Genomic DNA, 16,519 nt, shown 5'->3' with positions numbered 1-16,519 from the left:
AGAAGATGCGGACAAACAGGAAGACAACATAGCGCGGTATGAACGCCCCCCTTATGCTTTACAGAATGGCAGTGCGCTTAACGCATAGAATGTTAGGAAACTGGGCGTTAGAGAACTGCTATTTGGAAAACTGTGGACCAGATGACGATGCGAAGGGAGATAACGGTACTTACCCTATCAATGGTCGAATGCCGCCCATAACATCGGGTTGGCTGGTGAGATAAAGCACAATACCGGCAAAGGTCAGCATCATGCCACCGGCTAGCGATAAGGCTGACCAGAGAAAGGGTTGCCAACGGGAAGGTGTCCCATCACGGCTTAAACGCTCCAGTTGACGACGGCAGAACAATACCGTCACGCCTAACAGGGAAACTGTCAGCGCCGTTCCTAACGCCATGGTCAACGCAGAGATCACACCCCAGACAAACACATCCAGCACTTTGGCGAATAACAACACCAGAATAGCACCAGAACACGGGCGCATTCCCATCGCCAATACAACCATCAGGCGGGTTCGCCAGCCATCACTGTGGTTTAACGTGTCTGCCGACGGCACATGCTGATGGCCGCACCCGCAATGCGCGTCATGCTGATGGCGTGTGGCAGGCGGTGTCAGCCGACGACCCGGCACCGGTGCGTTCAGCGGCGTTAATGCGTGAATTCGTGGTTTAGACTGGGGGAACAACACCGTCAGCAGGCGTCGAAGCGCACGCAGACACAGCCATCCCCCAAGCCCTGTCACTAACACAAAGCTGAGTTTTTCCATCCAGAAACTGCTGATATGCAAAGTCCGGCTGGAAAGTTGTAATACCGCCAGCACGACGGTCACCAAAATAATCGCCACCAGCCCCTGTAACAACGCGGCTGCCAGGGTAAGTTGCAGGCTGCTTTTCAGTCGGGACGGGTGCGTCGCCAGATAAGTGGCAATCACCACTTTGCCATGACCGGGACCAATAGCATGCAGCACACCGTAGACCAGGCTAAACATCACCAGCGTCCAGCCAGCCTGTTGAGGTCTGGCATGCACCTGCTCCATCAAATCCGACATCTGTTGATGTAAAGATCGCTGCCATTCAACACTTTGCAACAAGAGCGATGGCCACCAGACCCACGCCTGCCATGCTGCAACCCCCAGTAGCAGCACAAACAACGCCAGCGGCCACCAGTGCAAATAATTAGGGAAAACTCGCGAGCGATTTACTGACATTGCAATGTAACCTGTTGAGCAAATTGTTTTCCAAGGTCCATGTCCTGAGAGGGTTGCGCGTTTTTATCCAGCGACAACGCATAGGACTGAAGCGAGGCATCGGGTTTAGGTGTCATCAGCGTGGTTTTACAGCGTGCGGCCAGCGCCGCGCTAATCTGAATCGCTTTATCGTCTTTATACGACATATCCACGAAGTAGGAAGGATCATAGGTGGAAATCAGTAGCGGTGCGCCGGCCAGCGGCTGCGGGTGAGCCAGCGGCAACACGAACTCCAGTACCGCCTTATTACCCGCACGGGAGAGATGATATTCCGTTGGCAGCGGCAGGTATTTCACTGGCTTTCCGTTACGATAAACGTCGGTGAAGTAATGCTGCCCCAGCACATTCGCCATCACGCCCGCCGCCAGTTTTTTCCACACGTCGGAATCTTTCGCCGCGTTACCGGCATCATAGAGCAAATCGGCGGAAGTAATAGGATCCATCGTCCAGTTCATACGCAATCCGGTTATCAGGTCGTCTTTCCCTTCCACCGTCGTTTTCATATCGATAAAACTGTGTGGATGGGCCAATGCCGGGCCGGATAACGCTAGCAGTGTCAATAACAGGCAGCTTACCCAACGGAATGAAAAGCCTAAATTGTTATAATGTAACATTGTTTATCCTGACCGTTTCACCTGACACTGACGCCCATTCACTTAGCGAGAGCGAGTACTCACCTGCGGACGCAACATGAACGCAGGTAACACCAGCACTGCCATTATCCAAAAGGTTCCACCTTGCAAATGCTCAAACAGGAACCCTGATACTACCGTCATCACCGCAACCGCGCCCCCCGTGCCCAGCGCGGAATACGCCGCCTGTAAGCGCAGTACGTCAGCATCGTGACGGGAAGAGATAAACCGCATCGCGGCCAGATGGCAAACCGTAAAGGTGCCGCAATGCAAAATCTGCATCACAATTAACCACGGTAGCGACACCGTCGCGCCCATCAGGCTCCAGCGTACCACGCTGCACAATGCAGACAATATCAGCAGCCCAGATGCACTCCAATGCCCAAACAGGCGCTTACTCAATGCAAAAACCACGATTTCCGCGACCACACCCAGCGACCAAAGATAGCCGATAACCGCCGCCGAATACCCTGCCTGCTGCCAGTAAATCACACTAAAGCCGTAGTAAGCGGCATGCGCCCCCTGCAACAAAGACACACACAATAAGAAACGCCAGACCGCAGACTCACGCAGCAAAACACGCCATGGCGTAGCGGCAGTGTGTGTCTGGTGACGTTTTACCGAAGCAGGCATCACATGCGGTCGTAACATCATCCCCAGCAGCATTGAGAGCAATCCCACCGCCAGGGTGACTAAAATCGCCTGATGCCCCCAGACGGCGACCAGTTGCCCGGTTACGGCAGAGCCTATCACAAACGCGATGGAGCCCCAGACGCGCACCCGGCCATAATCGAGCGGAATCTGTTTTTGCCAGGTCGCTGCCAGCGCATCCGTAAGTGGAATCAAGGGCGCGAAAAACAGGTTAAACCCTGCCATGACTATCAGGAGCCAGAGCCAGGCACTGCCCAACCAGAACCCAATGAATGTCAGCACCGATAGCAATGCCAACAATCTCAATACGCTAATCAACCGGGCAGGGTCTTTTACCAGCGGGGTAATGAACAGACTGCCAATAAATCGGGCCACCAGCCCGGCACCCAGCAGAATGCCGATCGCCTCAGCAGATAGCCCTTCGCCGTTGAGCCAGCCGCCCCAAAAAGGCAAAAAAATGCCATAGCTGAAGAAATAGGTGAAATAGCTGAGTGCCAGCCAATATGTGGATTGTAAAACCATGTTGTCTCCCCTCTACGGTCGGTTACTCTGTCAGAGAGCAGGAACAGACGCAACGGGAAGCAGAAAAACAAACGCCAGCCCTAAGGCTGGCGTTGGCAAGATACCCGACAAGGCCGGGCAGATCAGGCAGGATTATCAGGCGTAAACCGGGAAACGGCCGCAGATATCCAGCACTTTCTGTTTGACGCGCTCAATAACCGCTTCGTCATTGATATTGTCCAGCACATCGCAAATCCAGCCAGCCAGTTCACGGACTTCCGCTTCTTTGAAGCCACGACGGGTTGCCGCTGGTGTACCAATACGGATACCGGAGGTCACGAACGGGCTCTTCGGATCGTTCGGCACGCTGTTTTTGTTGACGGTGATATTGGCACGACCCAGTGCAGCATCCGCCTCTTTACCGGTCAGATTCTTGCTGACCAGATCCAGCAGGAACAGGTGGTTGTCGGTACCGCCAGACACCACGTTGAAGCCGCGAGACAGGAACACTTCCACCATCGCTTTGGCGTTTTTCGCGACCTGCTGCTGGTAGGTCTTGAACTCTGGCTCCATCGCTTCTTTCAGCGCTACCGCTTTACCCGCGATAACATGCATCAGCGGGCCGCCCTGTCCGCCCGGGAACACGGCAGAGTTCAGTTTCTTGTACAGGTCTTCGTCGCCGCCTTTCGCAAGGATCAGGCCACCACGCGGGCCCGCCAGGGTTTTGTGCGTCGTGGTCGTCACGATGTGCGCATGCGGAACCGGGTTCGGGTAAACGCCCGCCGCAACCAGACCCGCGACATGCGCCATGTCGACGAACAGGTAAGCGCCGATGCTGTCAGCGATTTCACGCATTTTCGCCCAGTCAACGATACCGGAGTAAGCGGAGAAGCCACCCACGATCATCTTCGGCTTGTGCGTGCGTGCCAGCTCAGCCATTTCGTCGTAGTTGATCTTACCGCTGTCATCAATGCCGTAAGGCACGACGTTATACAGCTTACCGGACAGGTTAACCGGGGAGCCGTGAGTCAGGTGGCCACCGTGCGCCAGGTTCATACCCAGAATGGTATCGCCCGGTTGCAGTAATGCGGTGTAGACAGCAAAGTTAGCCTGAGAACCTGAGTGCGGCTGAACGTTGGCATAATCAGCGCCGAACAGTTCTTTAGCGCGATCGATCGCCAGTTGTTCAACCACGTCGACGTATTCGCAACCGCCGTAGTAGCGTTTGCCCGGATACCCTTCGGCGTATTTGTTAGTCAGCTGAGACCCCTGGGCCTGCATGACGCGTGGACTGGTATAGTTTTCTGACGCAATCAGTTCAATGTGCTCTTCCTGACGCACCACTTCTTGCTGCATTGCTTGCCATAGCTCGGCATCGTAATCGGCAATGTTCATTTCACGCTTTAACATCCGCATCTCCTGACTCAGCTAACTTGCTTCTTTATTAAAATCACCCCAGGGGGCCGTGGGTGCATAGTGTAAACCGTTTTGGACTGGGGATGATAGAGCTTGACAGAGGTTTTTACGCAAACGATTAGCTACAGGCTACACAAGGCTTCCCATCCTGCTGGGATTTATCGTTCTGGCTGATTTTTTCTCATTCGTCACCTGCATTTTTTTCATTCACACCATCGTCGCCCTTCCCTTTGCCCCATTGCACCGAGGTATTTACAGGCAGAGCCCTTTCTAATAACATGCATTTTAAATGCAACTTAATGACAATAACGAAGGGGTTCACCATGCTGGATCAACAAACCATCGCCACCATTAAATCCACGATACCGCTACTGGCCGAAACTGGCCCGGCGTTAACCGCGCACTTTTACCAACGGATGTTTCAGCATAATCCGGAATTGAAAGATATCTTCAATATGAGCAATCAGCGTAACGGCGATCAGCGCGAAGCGTTATTCAATGCGATTTGTGCCTATGCGACACACATTGAAAACCTGCCTGCGCTGCTGCCTGCTGTCGAGCGAATCGCCCAGAAACATGCCAGCTTTACCATCCGCCCGGAGCAATATCAGATAGTAGGTACTCACCTGCTGGCAACACTTGAAGAAATGCTAAAGCCGGGTCAGGCGGTATTGGATGCCTGGGGCAAAGCCTACAATGTACTGGCAGAAGTCTTTATCCAGCGGGAAAGTGGCATTTATCAGCACAGCGCCGAACAACACGGGGGATGGTATGGCACGCGACCGTTTCGTATCGTATCAAAACAGCCTCAGAGCAGCCTGATTACCAGCTTCACGCTGGAACCGGCGGACGGCGGCCCTATCGCTGCGTACCGTCCGGGTCAGTATCTGGCGGTCTATATCCGTGATAAGCGCCTTGAGCATCAGGAAATTCGTCAGTACTCACTAACTACTGAACCCAATGGATGCTACTACCGTATCGCGGTCAAACGTGAAGCCATGGGCAGTGTATCGGGCTACCTGCATGAGATAGCCCGTGAAGGTGACATCATTGAACTGGCTGCACCGCACGGCGATTTCTTTCTGGATGTTGCGCCATCAACACCGGTGGCGCTGATTTCCGCGGGGGTCGGCCAGACGCCGATGCTCAGCATGTTGCATAGCCTGAAACAGCAACACCATCAGGGTGACATCTTCTGGCTGCATGCGGCAGAAAACCCAGAAGTACACGCTTTCGCGGATGAAGTCGCCAACCTTGGTACGGCATTGCCGCAACTGCAATCCTATATCTGGTATCGGGAAACGCCACCACAAGCGACACCACACCCTGCAATTTTCCACGGCTTAATGGCGTTGCAGGACCTTCCCACATCACTGCCGGTGGCAGACCTACAGTGTTATTTATGCGGTCCGGTTGCTTTTATGCAATTTGCCGCCCGGCAATTGCTGGAAGCGGGAATGACCGAGTCACACATTCATTACGAATGTTTTGGTCCACACAAAGTGATATAGCTCACACCGACGATATTTTTACCTCTACAATGTCAGCAGGCCGATCATCCGGCCTGTTTTATTTTCTAAAAGAAAATACGGGAAGCGTGTTTCCAAATAAACTCATCACAGCTTTTTTAAGAACTTTTTCATCTCCCTACTCGCCACACAGAAAAATAACGCGAGTTATCATTTCTTGCTTTATTCCCGAATAAAAAGAAAGCCATAGTAATCTATTCCAATCAGAGATAAAAAATACAATGTTACATTTAAAACGGTGTTTCATTATTTGTTTCAATTGAAAAATAAATAAATAGATCGTATTCATTGGCAGCCCTTCAGCGACATCAGCAACACATATTCATTATTGTTAATGCAGTAAAGTTAATAAATAGTGAAATTCATGACGTGATGTCTTTGCGGGCAATAAATAAAAAATGCCTTTCGATATATATGGAAATTTTTAATACTCAAACAAGCGTCAACTAAGGAAAATATGATGAACACATCATCAGGACGTTCTTTTACCCGCTCTTCAACCTATCTGCTGGCTACCCTGATAGCTGGCGTGATGACCTCTGGCGTGTCCGCCGCTGAGCTGATTAACAATAAAGCGTTGGAATCGGCCCCTTCTGTCGGCTGGGCATCGCAAAACGGCACGACCACTGGCGGGGCGGCCGCAAGCAGCAACAATATCTACATCGTCACGAATATCAGCGAATTCACTAGTGCATTGAGCGCTGGTACAGTTGCAAAGATTATTCAGATAAAAGGGACGATTGATATCAGCGGCGGTACACCTTACAAAGACTTTGCCGATCAAAAAGCCCGCAGCCAGATTATGATTCCCGCTAATACCACCGTTATCGGGATTGGTAGCGACGCAAAATTCCTCAACGGTTCGCTGATTATTGATGGCACCGACGGTACCAACAACGTCATCATTCGTAACGTCTATATTCAGACGCCGATTGATGTTGAGCCGCACTATGAAGCAGGTGATGGCTGGAATGCCGAGTGGGACGGCATGAATATCACCAATGGTGCGCACCACGTGTGGATTGATCACGTCACCATCACTGACGGCAGCTTCACTGATGACATGTACACCACCAAAGATGGCGAAACCTATGTGCAGCATGACGGCGCACTGGATATCAAACGTGGCTCCGACTACGTGACCATCTCCAACAGCCTTATCGATCAGCACGACAAAACCATGTTGATCGGCCATAGCGACACTAACTCCGCTCAGGACAAAGGTAAGCTACACGTCACCCTGTTTAATAACGTGTTCAACCGCGTCACCGAACGCGCTCCTCGCGTACGTTACGGCAGCATCCACAGTTTCAATAACGTTTTCAAAGGTGACGTAAAAGATCCGGTTTACCGCTACTTATACAGCTTTGGTATCGGTACCAGCGGCAGCGTATTATCGGAAGGCAACAGCTTCACTATTGCGAATCTGAGCGCCAGCAAAGCCTGTAAGATTGTGAAGAAATTCAACGGCTCCATTTTTTCCGATAGCGGTTCCACACTAAACGGCAGCGCGGTTGATCTATCCGGTTGTGGTTTCAGCGCCTATACCAGTGCAATTCCTTACGTTTATACCGTTCAGCCAATGACTGCCGCACTGGCACAATCCATTACGGATAAAGCCGGCTCAGGCAAACTGTAATTTCCCTTTTCGTTTTTTCAACGGATTCGTGTTTTCAACGGCTGCATTAGCAGCCGTTTTTACACCACTTTTGCTTTTCATCGCTTATCCTGTCCTTCCACGCCGGTTAGAACAGCGTTGTATCCCCCACTCACCAATACGCAATTTATTTAATCATACCTACGCTAAATAGCGAAAATCACCCAATCAACTCATTGATATTATTTGAAATATAAAAATCGCGTACGTAACACAAGGTTACAAATTCAGTCAATAGATTATTTTTTGTTAACAAAAGCGATTACCATCATCGTGAAACAGTTCACAAAATAGGCACTGAAAACACACGAATAGTCGCCAAACCAAAAGATGAAATGCTATTCCGTTTTCTGAGACACCGTTATCCATCGATACCCCTGGAACAGTCACAGCGTGAACAAGGAATAAGGAAAATCGTGATGAACAACTTATCTATGTCTTCTGTTTCGAGACAGAAAATAACCGGACGTTCTGCCCTCAGCACCACGAAAAACGTGTTAGCCGCCGTCATCGCCACTGCGCTGATGGTATCCACTGCGTCTGCCGCTAGCCTGCAAACCACCAAAGCGACAGAAACCGCTTCTACCGGCTGGGCAACACAAAGCGGCGGTACAACCGGCGGCGCTAAAGCGTCATCGTCTAAAATCTATGCCGTGAAAAGTATCAGCGAATTTAAAGCTGCGTTGAATGGAAGCGATTCGTCACCCAAGATTATTCAGGTAACCGGCGCTATCGATATCAGCGGCGGCAAAGCCTATACCAGCTTTGACGACCAGAAAGCCCGCAGCCAGATCAGCATTCCGTCCAATACCACCATTATCGGTATCGGCAACAAAGGTAAATTCACCAACGGTTCGCTGGTTATCAAAGGCGTGAGCAACGTCATCCTGCGTAATCTGTATATCGAAACCCCGGTGGACGTCGCGCCACATTATGAAACCGGTGATGGCTGGAACGCCGAGTGGGATGCCGCCGTGATCGATAACTCGGATCACGTTTGGGTTGACCACGTGACCATCAGCGATGGCAGCTTTACCGATGACAAATACACCACTAAAAATGGCGAAAAATATGTCCAGCATGACGGGGCGCTGGATATCAAGAAAGGCTCTGACTACGTTACCGTTTCCAACAGTCGTTTCGAACTGCATGACAAAACCATTCTGATCGGCCACAGCGACAGCAACGGCTCACAGGATTCCGGCAAACTGCGCGTCACCTTCCACAACAACGTGTTTGACCGCGTCGGTGAACGAACGCCTCGGGTACGTTTCGGTAGCGTGCATGCTTACAACAACGTCTACATCGGCGACGTTAACCACAAAGCCTACCGTTATCAGTACAGCTTCGGCATCGGCACCGGCGGTAGCCTGCTGTCTGAATCCAACGCCTTTACTATTGATAATCTCAAAAAGATCAGTGGCCGTGATAAAGAATGCAGCGTGGTCAAAGCCTTTAACGGCAAGATCTTCTCCGATAAAGGCTCAATCATCAACGGTGCGGCATACAATCTAAACGGTTGCGGTTTTGGTTTCAGCGCTTATACCGCTAAAATCCCCTACAAATACTCAGCTCAGAGCATTACGACTAGTCTGGCAAACAGCATCAGCAGCAACGCGGGTTACGGCAAACTGTAATTCTCCGCTCAATCATGGAGGCCACCACTCATCAGTGGCCTCTCAGTTTCTTCCCCGCTTCCCTATCTACCCATCGCATTGCCTCAGTAAGAATATCGCCCTTTCTCACTCCAACATTTTTCAGTTCTGCAACAACGGTGTTTTGCACACGCCGGTCCGATTTTCACCATTAGCGTTGGCGGGCTCAGCCTGACATAAGCCCCTCATATCAATGAAATTATATTTAATAAAAATCGAATCTATTGTTAACCGCCCCCCTTACCACAGACAAAAACACCAAATTATATCACTGAATTTAATAGAAAAATTAATTCAACATCTATTGGTGAAAGTTACCGGTCTCGATCACACTTTAGACAAAATTAATAAGTCTCATAAAAAAAACGAGATTTTGATCTCAAAACATACAATCAAAAATGCTTAAAAATCCGCCTTGCCGAAGGACAAAATGGCATTTCATTTTTTCACAAACGGTTTTTCGATTTTCAACAATGCACTTTGGATTAGCGCCTACAGCGCAAGGAAACGGTCTATGAATAACTCTCGTGTGTCTTCTGCAGGAAAAAAAAGTTTACTGGCTGCCATTGTCACAGCCGCACTGATGGCTACCTCTGCTTATGCGGCAGTAGAAACTGATGCTGCAACAACTGGCTGGGCAACGCAAAACGGCGGCACTACCGGTGGAGCGAAGGCAGCAAAAGCAGTTGAAGTAAAAAACATTAGCGACTTTAAAAAAGCCCTGAATGGAACTGACTCATCACCCAAAATCATCAAAGTAACCGGACCGATTGATATCAGCGGTGGCAAAGCCTACACCAGCTTTGACGACCAGAAGGCCCGTAGCCAGATCAGTATCCCATCCAATACCACCATTATCGGTGTTGGTAGCAATGGTAAATTCACCAACGGTTCGCTGGTAATCAAAGGCGTAAGCAACGTTATCCTGCGTAACCTGTATATCGAAACGCCGGTAGACGTCGCTCCACATTATGAAAGTGGGGATGGCTGGAACGCCGAGTGGGATGCAGCCGTTATCGACAACTCAACCAACGTTTGGGTTGACCATGTCACCATCAGCGATGGCAGCTTCACTGACGATAAATACACCACCAAAGATGGTGAAAAATACGTTCAACACGACGGCGCACTGGATATCAAGAAAGGGTCTGACTACGTCACTATTTCTTACAGCCGCTTCGAACTGCACGACAAAACCATCCTGATCGGCCACAGCGACAGTAACGGCTCTCAGGATTCCGGCAAACTGCGCGTCACCTTCCACAACAACGTGTTTGACCGCGTAACCGAACGTACTCCACGCGTACGTTTCGGTAGCATCCACGCTTATAACAACGTTTATCTGGGTGACGTGAAGCACAGCGTCTATCCGTACCTGTACAGCTTCGGCCTGGGTACCAGCGGCAGCATCCTGTCTGAGTCAAACTCCTTTACGCTTTCCAACCTGAAGAGCATTGACGGTAAGAACCCTGAGTGTAGCATCGTGAAGCAATTCAACAGCAAGGTGTTCTCCGATAAAGGTTCGCTGGTTAACGGCTCGACCACCACTAAACTGGATACTTGTGGTCTGACGGCGTACAAACCGACTCTGCCGTACAAATATTCGGCTCAGACCATGACCAGCAGTCTGGCTAGCAGCATCACCAGCAGCGCAGGCTACGGCAAACTGTAATTCCCTTGCCAACAACAGCGGCCACTCCAGCTAGTGGCCGCTTACTGCATCAATCGCAGGCAGAAGAGGTCACCACCATGTTTACCACTACCTGGCAACGGACGCTTTTTCTCAGCACGCTGCTTTGTTGTATGCCCTCTGCTGTTGTGCTGGCGGCAGCCACCGCACCAGAAACCCCGTCTCCTTCCACGCAGCCGGTGTTAACTGTCACGACGCTTGCCCCCAACACGCTGATTAGCGGTCAGGTGATGCATCGTGACATACGCTTTCCAGCCACCTTGCTTATCAAAGACCAGCGTGGCGCAGAGCGCAGCCTGAAAACCGATATCCAGGGACGGTTTTATGCCGATGTTTCTTCAATGGTCACCCCGCTACGCCTGTCCGCTATAGAAGCGGGCGGACAGAATTGCCTGACGAGTAATCAGCTTCGCGCCGTTTGCCTGGGCGCACTGGTACCTCAGTTGCGTGACGGCCATGAAAATCGTATCAATATCAATCCGCTGACCGATCGTATTTTATCTGACATCGCTGCATCAGCCGGCTATATTGGCCCGCAGCAACTGCTCAATGCCACCATGCTGCCCCCCTTGTCAGTCGCCTCCTGGGAAACCGCTTATCGTGAATTCCATACCGGGTTTGATGATGCACTGAAACAGGCGGGTATTACCGACCCTAACCAGTTCGATCCATTAACCTATCCGAATCCCCTGACACCGGCCTTTACCAAGATCCTCCAGGTGACCAACCATGCCCGTAATTATCACAATGATAGCGGCGAGGCTGGTCACACGGTGCTGACCGATATTGGATTCCACCCGATTGTCGGGCTAAACGCCTCCGGCAGTTATGAACCCTTGGATCTCGCCAGGGCCAGCCAGCAGCGCAAAGCACTGGAACAGGCTCGCACCCGTATTTTCATTGTGAGTGACTCAACGGCGGCAACCTACGAGACAGCGCGCTTTCCGCGCATGGGCTGGGGACAGGTGTTTGAACAACAACTGCGTCCAGACAGCCATGTCGCCGTCGTCAACGGTGCTCGTTCAGGACGCAGTTCGCGCGATTTTTATTACGAAGGATGGTTCCGTCAGATGGAGCCATTCATGCGGCCAGGTGATTACCTGTTCATCGGTATGGGGCATAACGATCAAAACTGCGATAGCCAGAAAGCCGTTCGCGGAGCTGCCGATGTCGCCAACCTTTGCACCTATCCCAACAGTGCAGATGGCAAACCGCAATACCCACAGGGTAAACCGGATATGTCGTTCCAGATTTCGCTGGAACGTTACATCCGTTACGCCCGGGCGCATCGTATGATACCGGTGTTGTTGACCCCGACGGCTCGAGTTAAAAACGCTGACGGAAAAAATGGAACACCGGCGGTTCACAGCCATCTGACAAAACAGAACAAAGCCGGCGGCTATGCCTTTGTTGGTGATTACAGCCAGAGCATCCGCGATACCGCCAGCAAGAACAAGGTACCGCTATTGGATGTCGAAACCGCAACACTGGCGCTGGCGAATCAGGGTGATGGACAGCAGTGGCAACAATACTGGCTGGCCGTCGATCCGGATCGCTACCCTTATTACCGTAATCAGGCTGGCAGCCTGACCCAACCCGATACCACCCATTTCCAGCAGAAAGGCGCACAGGCGGTCGCCGCGATAGTCGCAGACCAGATCAAAGCGACCCCTTCACTACGGGAATTGGCCGGTAAGCTGCAGGCAACTACTCAGTAACACGGAGAAATCACGCTTTAGGCAAAGCAACGTTTTATTGGATGTTATCTGTTCATAAAACATCTGGACTTCTGTTACCTACCACTTAAAGGAATATGTGTATGTTAAAAACGCTCTCTGGAACCCTTGCGCTATCGTTGATGGTCGCCATCAGCGTTCATCAGGCTCAGGCCGCCACCACCTACAATGCCGTGGTGTCGAAAACCGCCAGCGACGGCAAAACGTTTAAAACCATCGCCGATGCTATCGCCAGCGCACCGGCTGGCAGCTCGTCATTTGTCATTCTGATCAAAAATGGCGTCTATAACGAGCGCCTGACCATTACCCGTAATAACCTGCATCTGAAAGGGGAAAGCCGTAACGGCACCATTATCGCCGCAGCGATAGCCGCAGGAACACTGAAGTCGGATGGCAGCAAATGGGGAACCGCAGGCAGCAGCACGGTGACCATCAGCGCCAAAGATTTCAGCGCCCAATCACTGACTATCCGCAACGACTTTGACTTTCCGGCCAACCAGGCCAAAAGTGACAGTGACAGCACTAAAATCAAGGATACTCAGGCCGTTGCGCTTTACGTGACCAAAAGTGGCGACCGCACTTACTTCAACGATGTGAGCCTGGTCGGCTATCAGGACACGCTGTATGTGTCTGGTGGGCGCAGCTTCTTCTCTGACTGTCGAATCAGCGGCACCGTTGACTTTATCTTTGGCGACGGCACGGCTCTGTTCAATAACTGCGACCTGGTTTCACGCTATCGTGCCGATGTGAAAAGTGGCGTTTCTGGCTACCTGACCGCACCCAGCACCAACATCAATCAGAAGTATGGTCTGGTGATCACCAACAGCCGCGTAATTAAAGAAAGCGACTCGGTTCCCGCACAGAGCTACGGGCTGGGGCGGCCCTGGCATCCGACAACGACCTTCTCTGATGGACGTTACGCAGACCCGAACGCCATTGGACAGACGGTATTCCTGAACACCAGCATGGATAACCATATTTACAGCTGGGACAAGATGTCTGGCAAAGACAAAGACGGTAATACCATCTGGTTCTATCCGGAAGACTCCCGTTTCTTCGAGTACAAGTCTTATGGTGCCGGTGCGGCAAAAAGCTCAGCTCGTCGGCAGTTGACCGACGCGCAGGCAGCAGAGTACACCCAAAGCAAAATACTGGGTGACTGGACGCCAACACTCCCCTGACCGATTACCGTGTTGCTGATAACAAACAGCCAGCCGATAACGGCTGGCTGTTTGACTTTCGATGTGCCGAAAGTAACCGGTCAGATAGCGGTTTCATCCTCTTCACCGGTACGGATACGGATCACGCGAGCGACATCAAATACAAAGATCTTGCCATCACCGATCTTACCGGTCTGTGCCGTATTCATGATCGTTTCCACACAGGTATCCACGATATCGTCAGACACAACGATCTCGATTTTTACTTTCGGCAGAAAGTCCACCATGTATTCGGCACCGCGGTACAGTTCGGTATGGCCTTTCTGGCGCCCGAATCCTTTTACTTCTGTTACGGTCATCCCGGTGATGCCAACTTCAGCCAACGCCTCGCGTACATCATCCAGTTTGAACGGTTTAATAATTGCATCAATTTTTTTCATGGTGAAATCCTAATCATCACTATGTAGCGGCAAAAGCCAGCACGGCGAAATCATGATCGGCCATGCAATTCACAATAACTTAACACTATTCTTTAAAATCGTTGGCGTCCAGTTCGTGCCGTGCCAACAATTTGTAAAATTCGGTACGGTTACGCCCGGCCATACGTGCGGCCTGCGTGACGTTGCCTTTCGCAATTTGCAGCAATTTTCGCAGATAATTGAGCTCAAATTGGTTACGCGCTTCAGCAAACGTAGGTAACGCCGTATTTTCCCCTTCCAGCGCCTGTTCTACCAGTGCATCACCAATGACCGGCGCACTGGTCAGCGCGACGCATTGCTCAATGACATTGACCAGTTGCCGCACATTGCCAGGCCAACTGGCCGCCATCAAGCGTTTCATGGCATCGGTCGAAAAGCTGCGCACAAAAGGCTTATGCCGGGTCGCGGCTTCACGCAGCAAATGGTTCGCCAACAATGGAATATCTTCTGCACGTTCATTCAATGCCGGAAGCTTGAGATTCACCACATTGAGCCGGTAGTAAAGATCCTCACGGAACTCGCCTTTTTCCATCGCCTTGGGCAAATCCCGATGCGTAGCGGAGATGATCCGCACATTGATATCCTGATCCCGGTTGCTTCCCAGCGGCCTGACCTTGCGCTCTTGCAACACACGTAGCAGCTTCACCTGCAGTGCCAGCGGCATATCACCAATTTCATCCAGAAACAGCGTCCCGCCCTCCGCCGCCTGAAATAGCCCTTCGCGCTGGCTGACAGCACCGGTGAAAGCGCCTCTGGCATGGCCGAACAATTCAGATTCCAGCAGAGGCTCCGGTAACGCACCGCAGTTGATGGCGATAAATGGCCGTCCCGCACGCGGACTGGCGGCATGAATCGCCTGTGCCAGAACTTCTTTCCCCGTACCACTCTGGCCGTTAATCAGCACGCTGACATCTGACTGTGCCACCATTTTGGCCTGTTCGAGCAGACGTTGCATAATTGGGCTGCGAGTCACCACCGCGGCGCGCCAGCTTTCGTCGCTGGTCGGCGGTGAAAGCTTGAGTGCATCATCAATCGCTTTATACAGCGCATCACGATCGACCGGTTTCGTCAGAAAGCTGAACACCCCTTGCTGTGTTGCCGCCACCGCTTCAGGAATAGACCCGTGGGCAGTTAAAATGATCACTGGCATACCCGGCTGATTCTTCTGAATTTCAGCAAACAACGCCAATCCATCCATTTCATCCATGCGCAAGTCACTGATCACCAGATCAATTTTTTCCCGCAGCAGCAATCGCAGCGCTTCCTGACCACTGGTTGCCGTAATTACGGTAAATCCTTCGCTGGTCAGGCGCATCCCCAGTAATTTCAGCAGACTGGGGTCATCGTCTACCAACAGCAGGGTGGCGGATTTTCTGGTGGTCATTCGCTTTTCATTCCTTTTTTCGCCACAGCCGGCGGTGCGTCACTCTCAGCGCTTTTCCCCCGACGGCTTTCACCATCAGGCAAATCCCCCTGTGTCGGTTTACGCGATGACAGTTGGCGTTCAATATCGGTCAAATTTTCCAGCTTGCGTGTCGTAGTTTCCAGTTGTGACTGTAATTGCGTCTGCTGCTCGTGCATCGCTTCCAGCTGTTTATCGCTGTTTTCCTGCGCACGCTGAAAACGCTGACGCTCATCCGCCAGGGTCAATATCAAATTCTGTTTATCCAGCCAGACCTGAAACAGCGGCAATAACGTCAGCGGCACATTCAACCGCTGACGATTCAGTTGTTCAATAATCTGTTGACGTTCTTGCAGGGTGGTTTCGGCATTGTCCAGCAAGATGGCCTGACGGAATAACCCACTCCAGTCATTTTCACCGACCAGCAGCGTCTGTTGCCGGGCCTGCATCGGCGTCATACGTGAGGCACATTCCATGACGCGCAACCAGTACAGCGCATTATTCATCGCCTCGGTGTTGTGAAGCTGCCACACCTGCTCACATGACATGGTGCGATAGTCTGCAACTTGTGCTTTAGGCGGGCTGACGATTTCAGCCTCTCGCCGACCAACAGGTGGGTTATCACTGTCCTGAGCACAACCGGCAAGCAAAAACAGCAAGGGTAAACCGGTCAGCAGTTTTTTCAGCACAGCAATCACCTCCAGGCCGGGTAACAGCACCACCAGGCTTCGTAACGGCAGAAGGCTCAACAACCGTGCAATCATG

At 51.5% G+C, this 16,519-nt stretch carries 13 protein-coding genes; 6 read left to right on the top strand and 7 right to left on the bottom strand.

Going from position 1 to position 16,519, the window contains the following annotated elements; all coding sequences use genetic code 11:
- Positions 1-169: 169 nt before the first annotated feature.
- The 4 genes from LF929_RS05385 to glyA all read right to left on the bottom strand — a co-directional run bounded on the left by LF929_RS05385 (position 170) and on the right by glyA (position 4,440).
- Positions 170-1,207 (bottom strand): nickel/cobalt transporter, encoded by a 1,038-nt coding sequence (locus LF929_RS05385; protein WP_226092675.1) that lies wholly within the window; start codon positions 1,205-1,207, stop codon positions 170-172.
- Entirely contained in the window at positions 1,198-1,860 is a 663-nt protein-coding gene (locus tag LF929_RS05380) for a DUF1007 family protein (protein WP_038905255.1), read from the bottom strand. Before LF929_RS05380 ends, LF929_RS05385 begins: the two co-directional genes overlap by 10 nt.
- A 42-nt stretch (positions 1,861-1,902) precedes the next feature.
- Entirely contained in the window at positions 1,903-3,051 is a 1,149-nt protein-coding gene (locus tag LF929_RS05375; protein ID WP_226092674.1) for a 3-phenylpropionate MFS transporter, read from the bottom strand.
- A gap of 135 nt (positions 3,052-3,186) precedes the next feature.
- Complete coding sequence (gene glyA / locus LF929_RS05370; protein ID WP_012885725.1) at positions 3,187-4,440, bottom strand: serine hydroxymethyltransferase; 1,254 nt, start codon at positions 4,438-4,440, stop codon at positions 3,187-3,189.
- 329 nt (positions 4,441-4,769) lie between these two features.
- Between glyA and hmpA the strand changes: the two genes are divergently transcribed.
- The 6 genes from hmpA (at position 4,770) to pemA (ending at position 13,894) form a co-directional block, all read left to right on the top strand.
- Complete coding sequence (hmpA, locus tag LF929_RS05365) at positions 4,770-5,957, top strand: NO-inducible flavohemoprotein (RefSeq protein ID WP_210174059.1); 1,188 nt, start codon at positions 4,770-4,772, stop codon at positions 5,955-5,957.
- 475 nt (positions 5,958-6,432) lie between these two features.
- Positions 6,433-7,614 carry a pectate lyase PelA gene (gene pelA, locus LF929_RS05360; protein ID WP_318841883.1) on the top strand — a complete coding sequence of 394 codons (1,182 nt, stop codon included), beginning with the start codon at positions 6,433-6,435 and terminating at the stop codon, positions 7,612-7,614.
- Between the two features lie 437 nt (positions 7,615-8,051).
- Positions 8,052-9,269: a pectate lyase PelE2 gene (gene pelE2, locus LF929_RS05355; protein ID WP_226092672.1), complete on the top strand. Its 1,218-nt coding sequence runs from the start codon at positions 8,052-8,054 to the stop codon at positions 9,267-9,269.
- Positions 9,270-9,801: 532 nt separating this feature from the next.
- Positions 9,802-10,959: a pectate lyase PelE1 gene (pelE1, locus tag LF929_RS05350; RefSeq protein ID WP_038905262.1), complete on the top strand. Its 1,158-nt coding sequence runs from the start codon at positions 9,802-9,804 to the stop codon at positions 10,957-10,959.
- Between the two features lie 77 nt (positions 10,960-11,036).
- Positions 11,037-12,695, top strand: coding sequence for a pectin acetylesterase PaeY (paeY, locus tag LF929_RS05345; protein WP_226092671.1), 1,659 nt, complete (start codon positions 11,037-11,039; stop codon positions 12,693-12,695).
- A gap of 101 nt (positions 12,696-12,796) precedes the next feature.
- Positions 12,797-13,894, top strand: coding sequence for a pectinesterase PemA (pemA, locus tag LF929_RS05340; RefSeq protein ID WP_226092670.1), 1,098 nt, complete (start codon positions 12,797-12,799; stop codon positions 13,892-13,894).
- Positions 13,895-13,974: 80 nt separating this feature from the next.
- On the opposite strand, the gene glnB is transcribed toward pemA, so the two are convergent.
- The 3 genes from glnB to qseG all read right to left on the bottom strand — a co-directional run bounded on the left by glnB (position 13,975) and on the right by qseG (position 16,518).
- Positions 13,975-14,313 (bottom strand): nitrogen regulatory protein P-II, encoded by a 339-nt coding sequence (gene glnB, locus LF929_RS05335; protein ID WP_012768836.1) that lies wholly within the window; start codon positions 14,311-14,313, stop codon positions 13,975-13,977.
- An 85-nt stretch (positions 14,314-14,398) separates the two neighbouring features.
- Positions 14,399-15,736 (bottom strand): two-component system response regulator GlrR, encoded by a 1,338-nt coding sequence (gene glrR, locus LF929_RS05330; protein ID WP_012885733.1) that lies wholly within the window; start codon positions 15,734-15,736, stop codon positions 14,399-14,401.
- Complete coding sequence (qseG, locus tag LF929_RS05325) at positions 15,733-16,518, bottom strand: two-component system QseEF-associated lipoprotein QseG (RefSeq protein WP_038905265.1); 786 nt, start codon at positions 16,516-16,518, stop codon at positions 15,733-15,735. Before qseG ends, glrR begins: the two co-directional genes overlap by 4 nt.
- Position 16,519: the final 1 nt, after the last annotated feature.

Source organism: Dickeya oryzae, from assembly GCF_020406815.2.
GTDB lineage: Bacteria > Pseudomonadota > Gammaproteobacteria > Enterobacterales > Enterobacteriaceae > Dickeya > Dickeya oryzae.
This window is presented reverse-complemented; position numbering and strand designations above follow the sequence as displayed.

Coding starts and splice junctions, on each gene's coding strand:
- pemA (WP_226092670.1), top strand. CDS start 12,797: ATGTTAAAAACGCTCTCTGGAACCCTTGCGCTATCGTTGATGGTCGCC.
- LF929_RS05380 (WP_038905255.1), bottom strand. CDS start 1,860: ATGTTACATTATAACAATTTAGGCTTTTCATTCCGTTGGGTAAGCTGC.
- paeY (WP_226092671.1), top strand. CDS start 11,037: ATGTTTACCACTACCTGGCAACGGACGCTTTTTCTCAGCACGCTGCTT.
- glnB (WP_012768836.1), bottom strand. CDS start 14,313: ATGAAAAAAATTGATGCAATTATTAAACCGTTCAAACTGGATGATGTA.
- glrR (WP_012885733.1), bottom strand. CDS start 15,736: ATGACCACCAGAAAATCCGCCACCCTGCTGTTGGTAGACGATGACCCC.
- glyA (WP_012885725.1), bottom strand. CDS start 4,440: ATGTTAAAGCGTGAAATGAACATTGCCGATTACGATGCCGAGCTATGG.
- LF929_RS05385 (WP_226092675.1), bottom strand. CDS start 1,207: ATGTCAGTAAATCGCTCGCGAGTTTTCCCTAATTATTTGCACTGGTGG.
- hmpA (WP_210174059.1), top strand. CDS start 4,770: ATGCTGGATCAACAAACCATCGCCACCATTAAATCCACGATACCGCTA.
- LF929_RS05375 (WP_226092674.1), bottom strand. CDS start 3,051: ATGGTTTTACAATCCACATATTGGCTGGCACTCAGCTATTTCACCTAT.
- qseG (WP_038905265.1), bottom strand. CDS start 16,518: ATGATTGCACGGTTGTTGAGCCTTCTGCCGTTACGAAGCCTGGTGGTG.
- pelE1 (WP_038905262.1), top strand. CDS start 9,802: ATGAATAACTCTCGTGTGTCTTCTGCAGGAAAAAAAAGTTTACTGGCT.
- pelE2 (WP_226092672.1), top strand. CDS start 8,052: ATGAACAACTTATCTATGTCTTCTGTTTCGAGACAGAAAATAACCGGA.
- pelA (WP_318841883.1), top strand. CDS start 6,433: ATGATGAACACATCATCAGGACGTTCTTTTACCCGCTCTTCAACCTAT.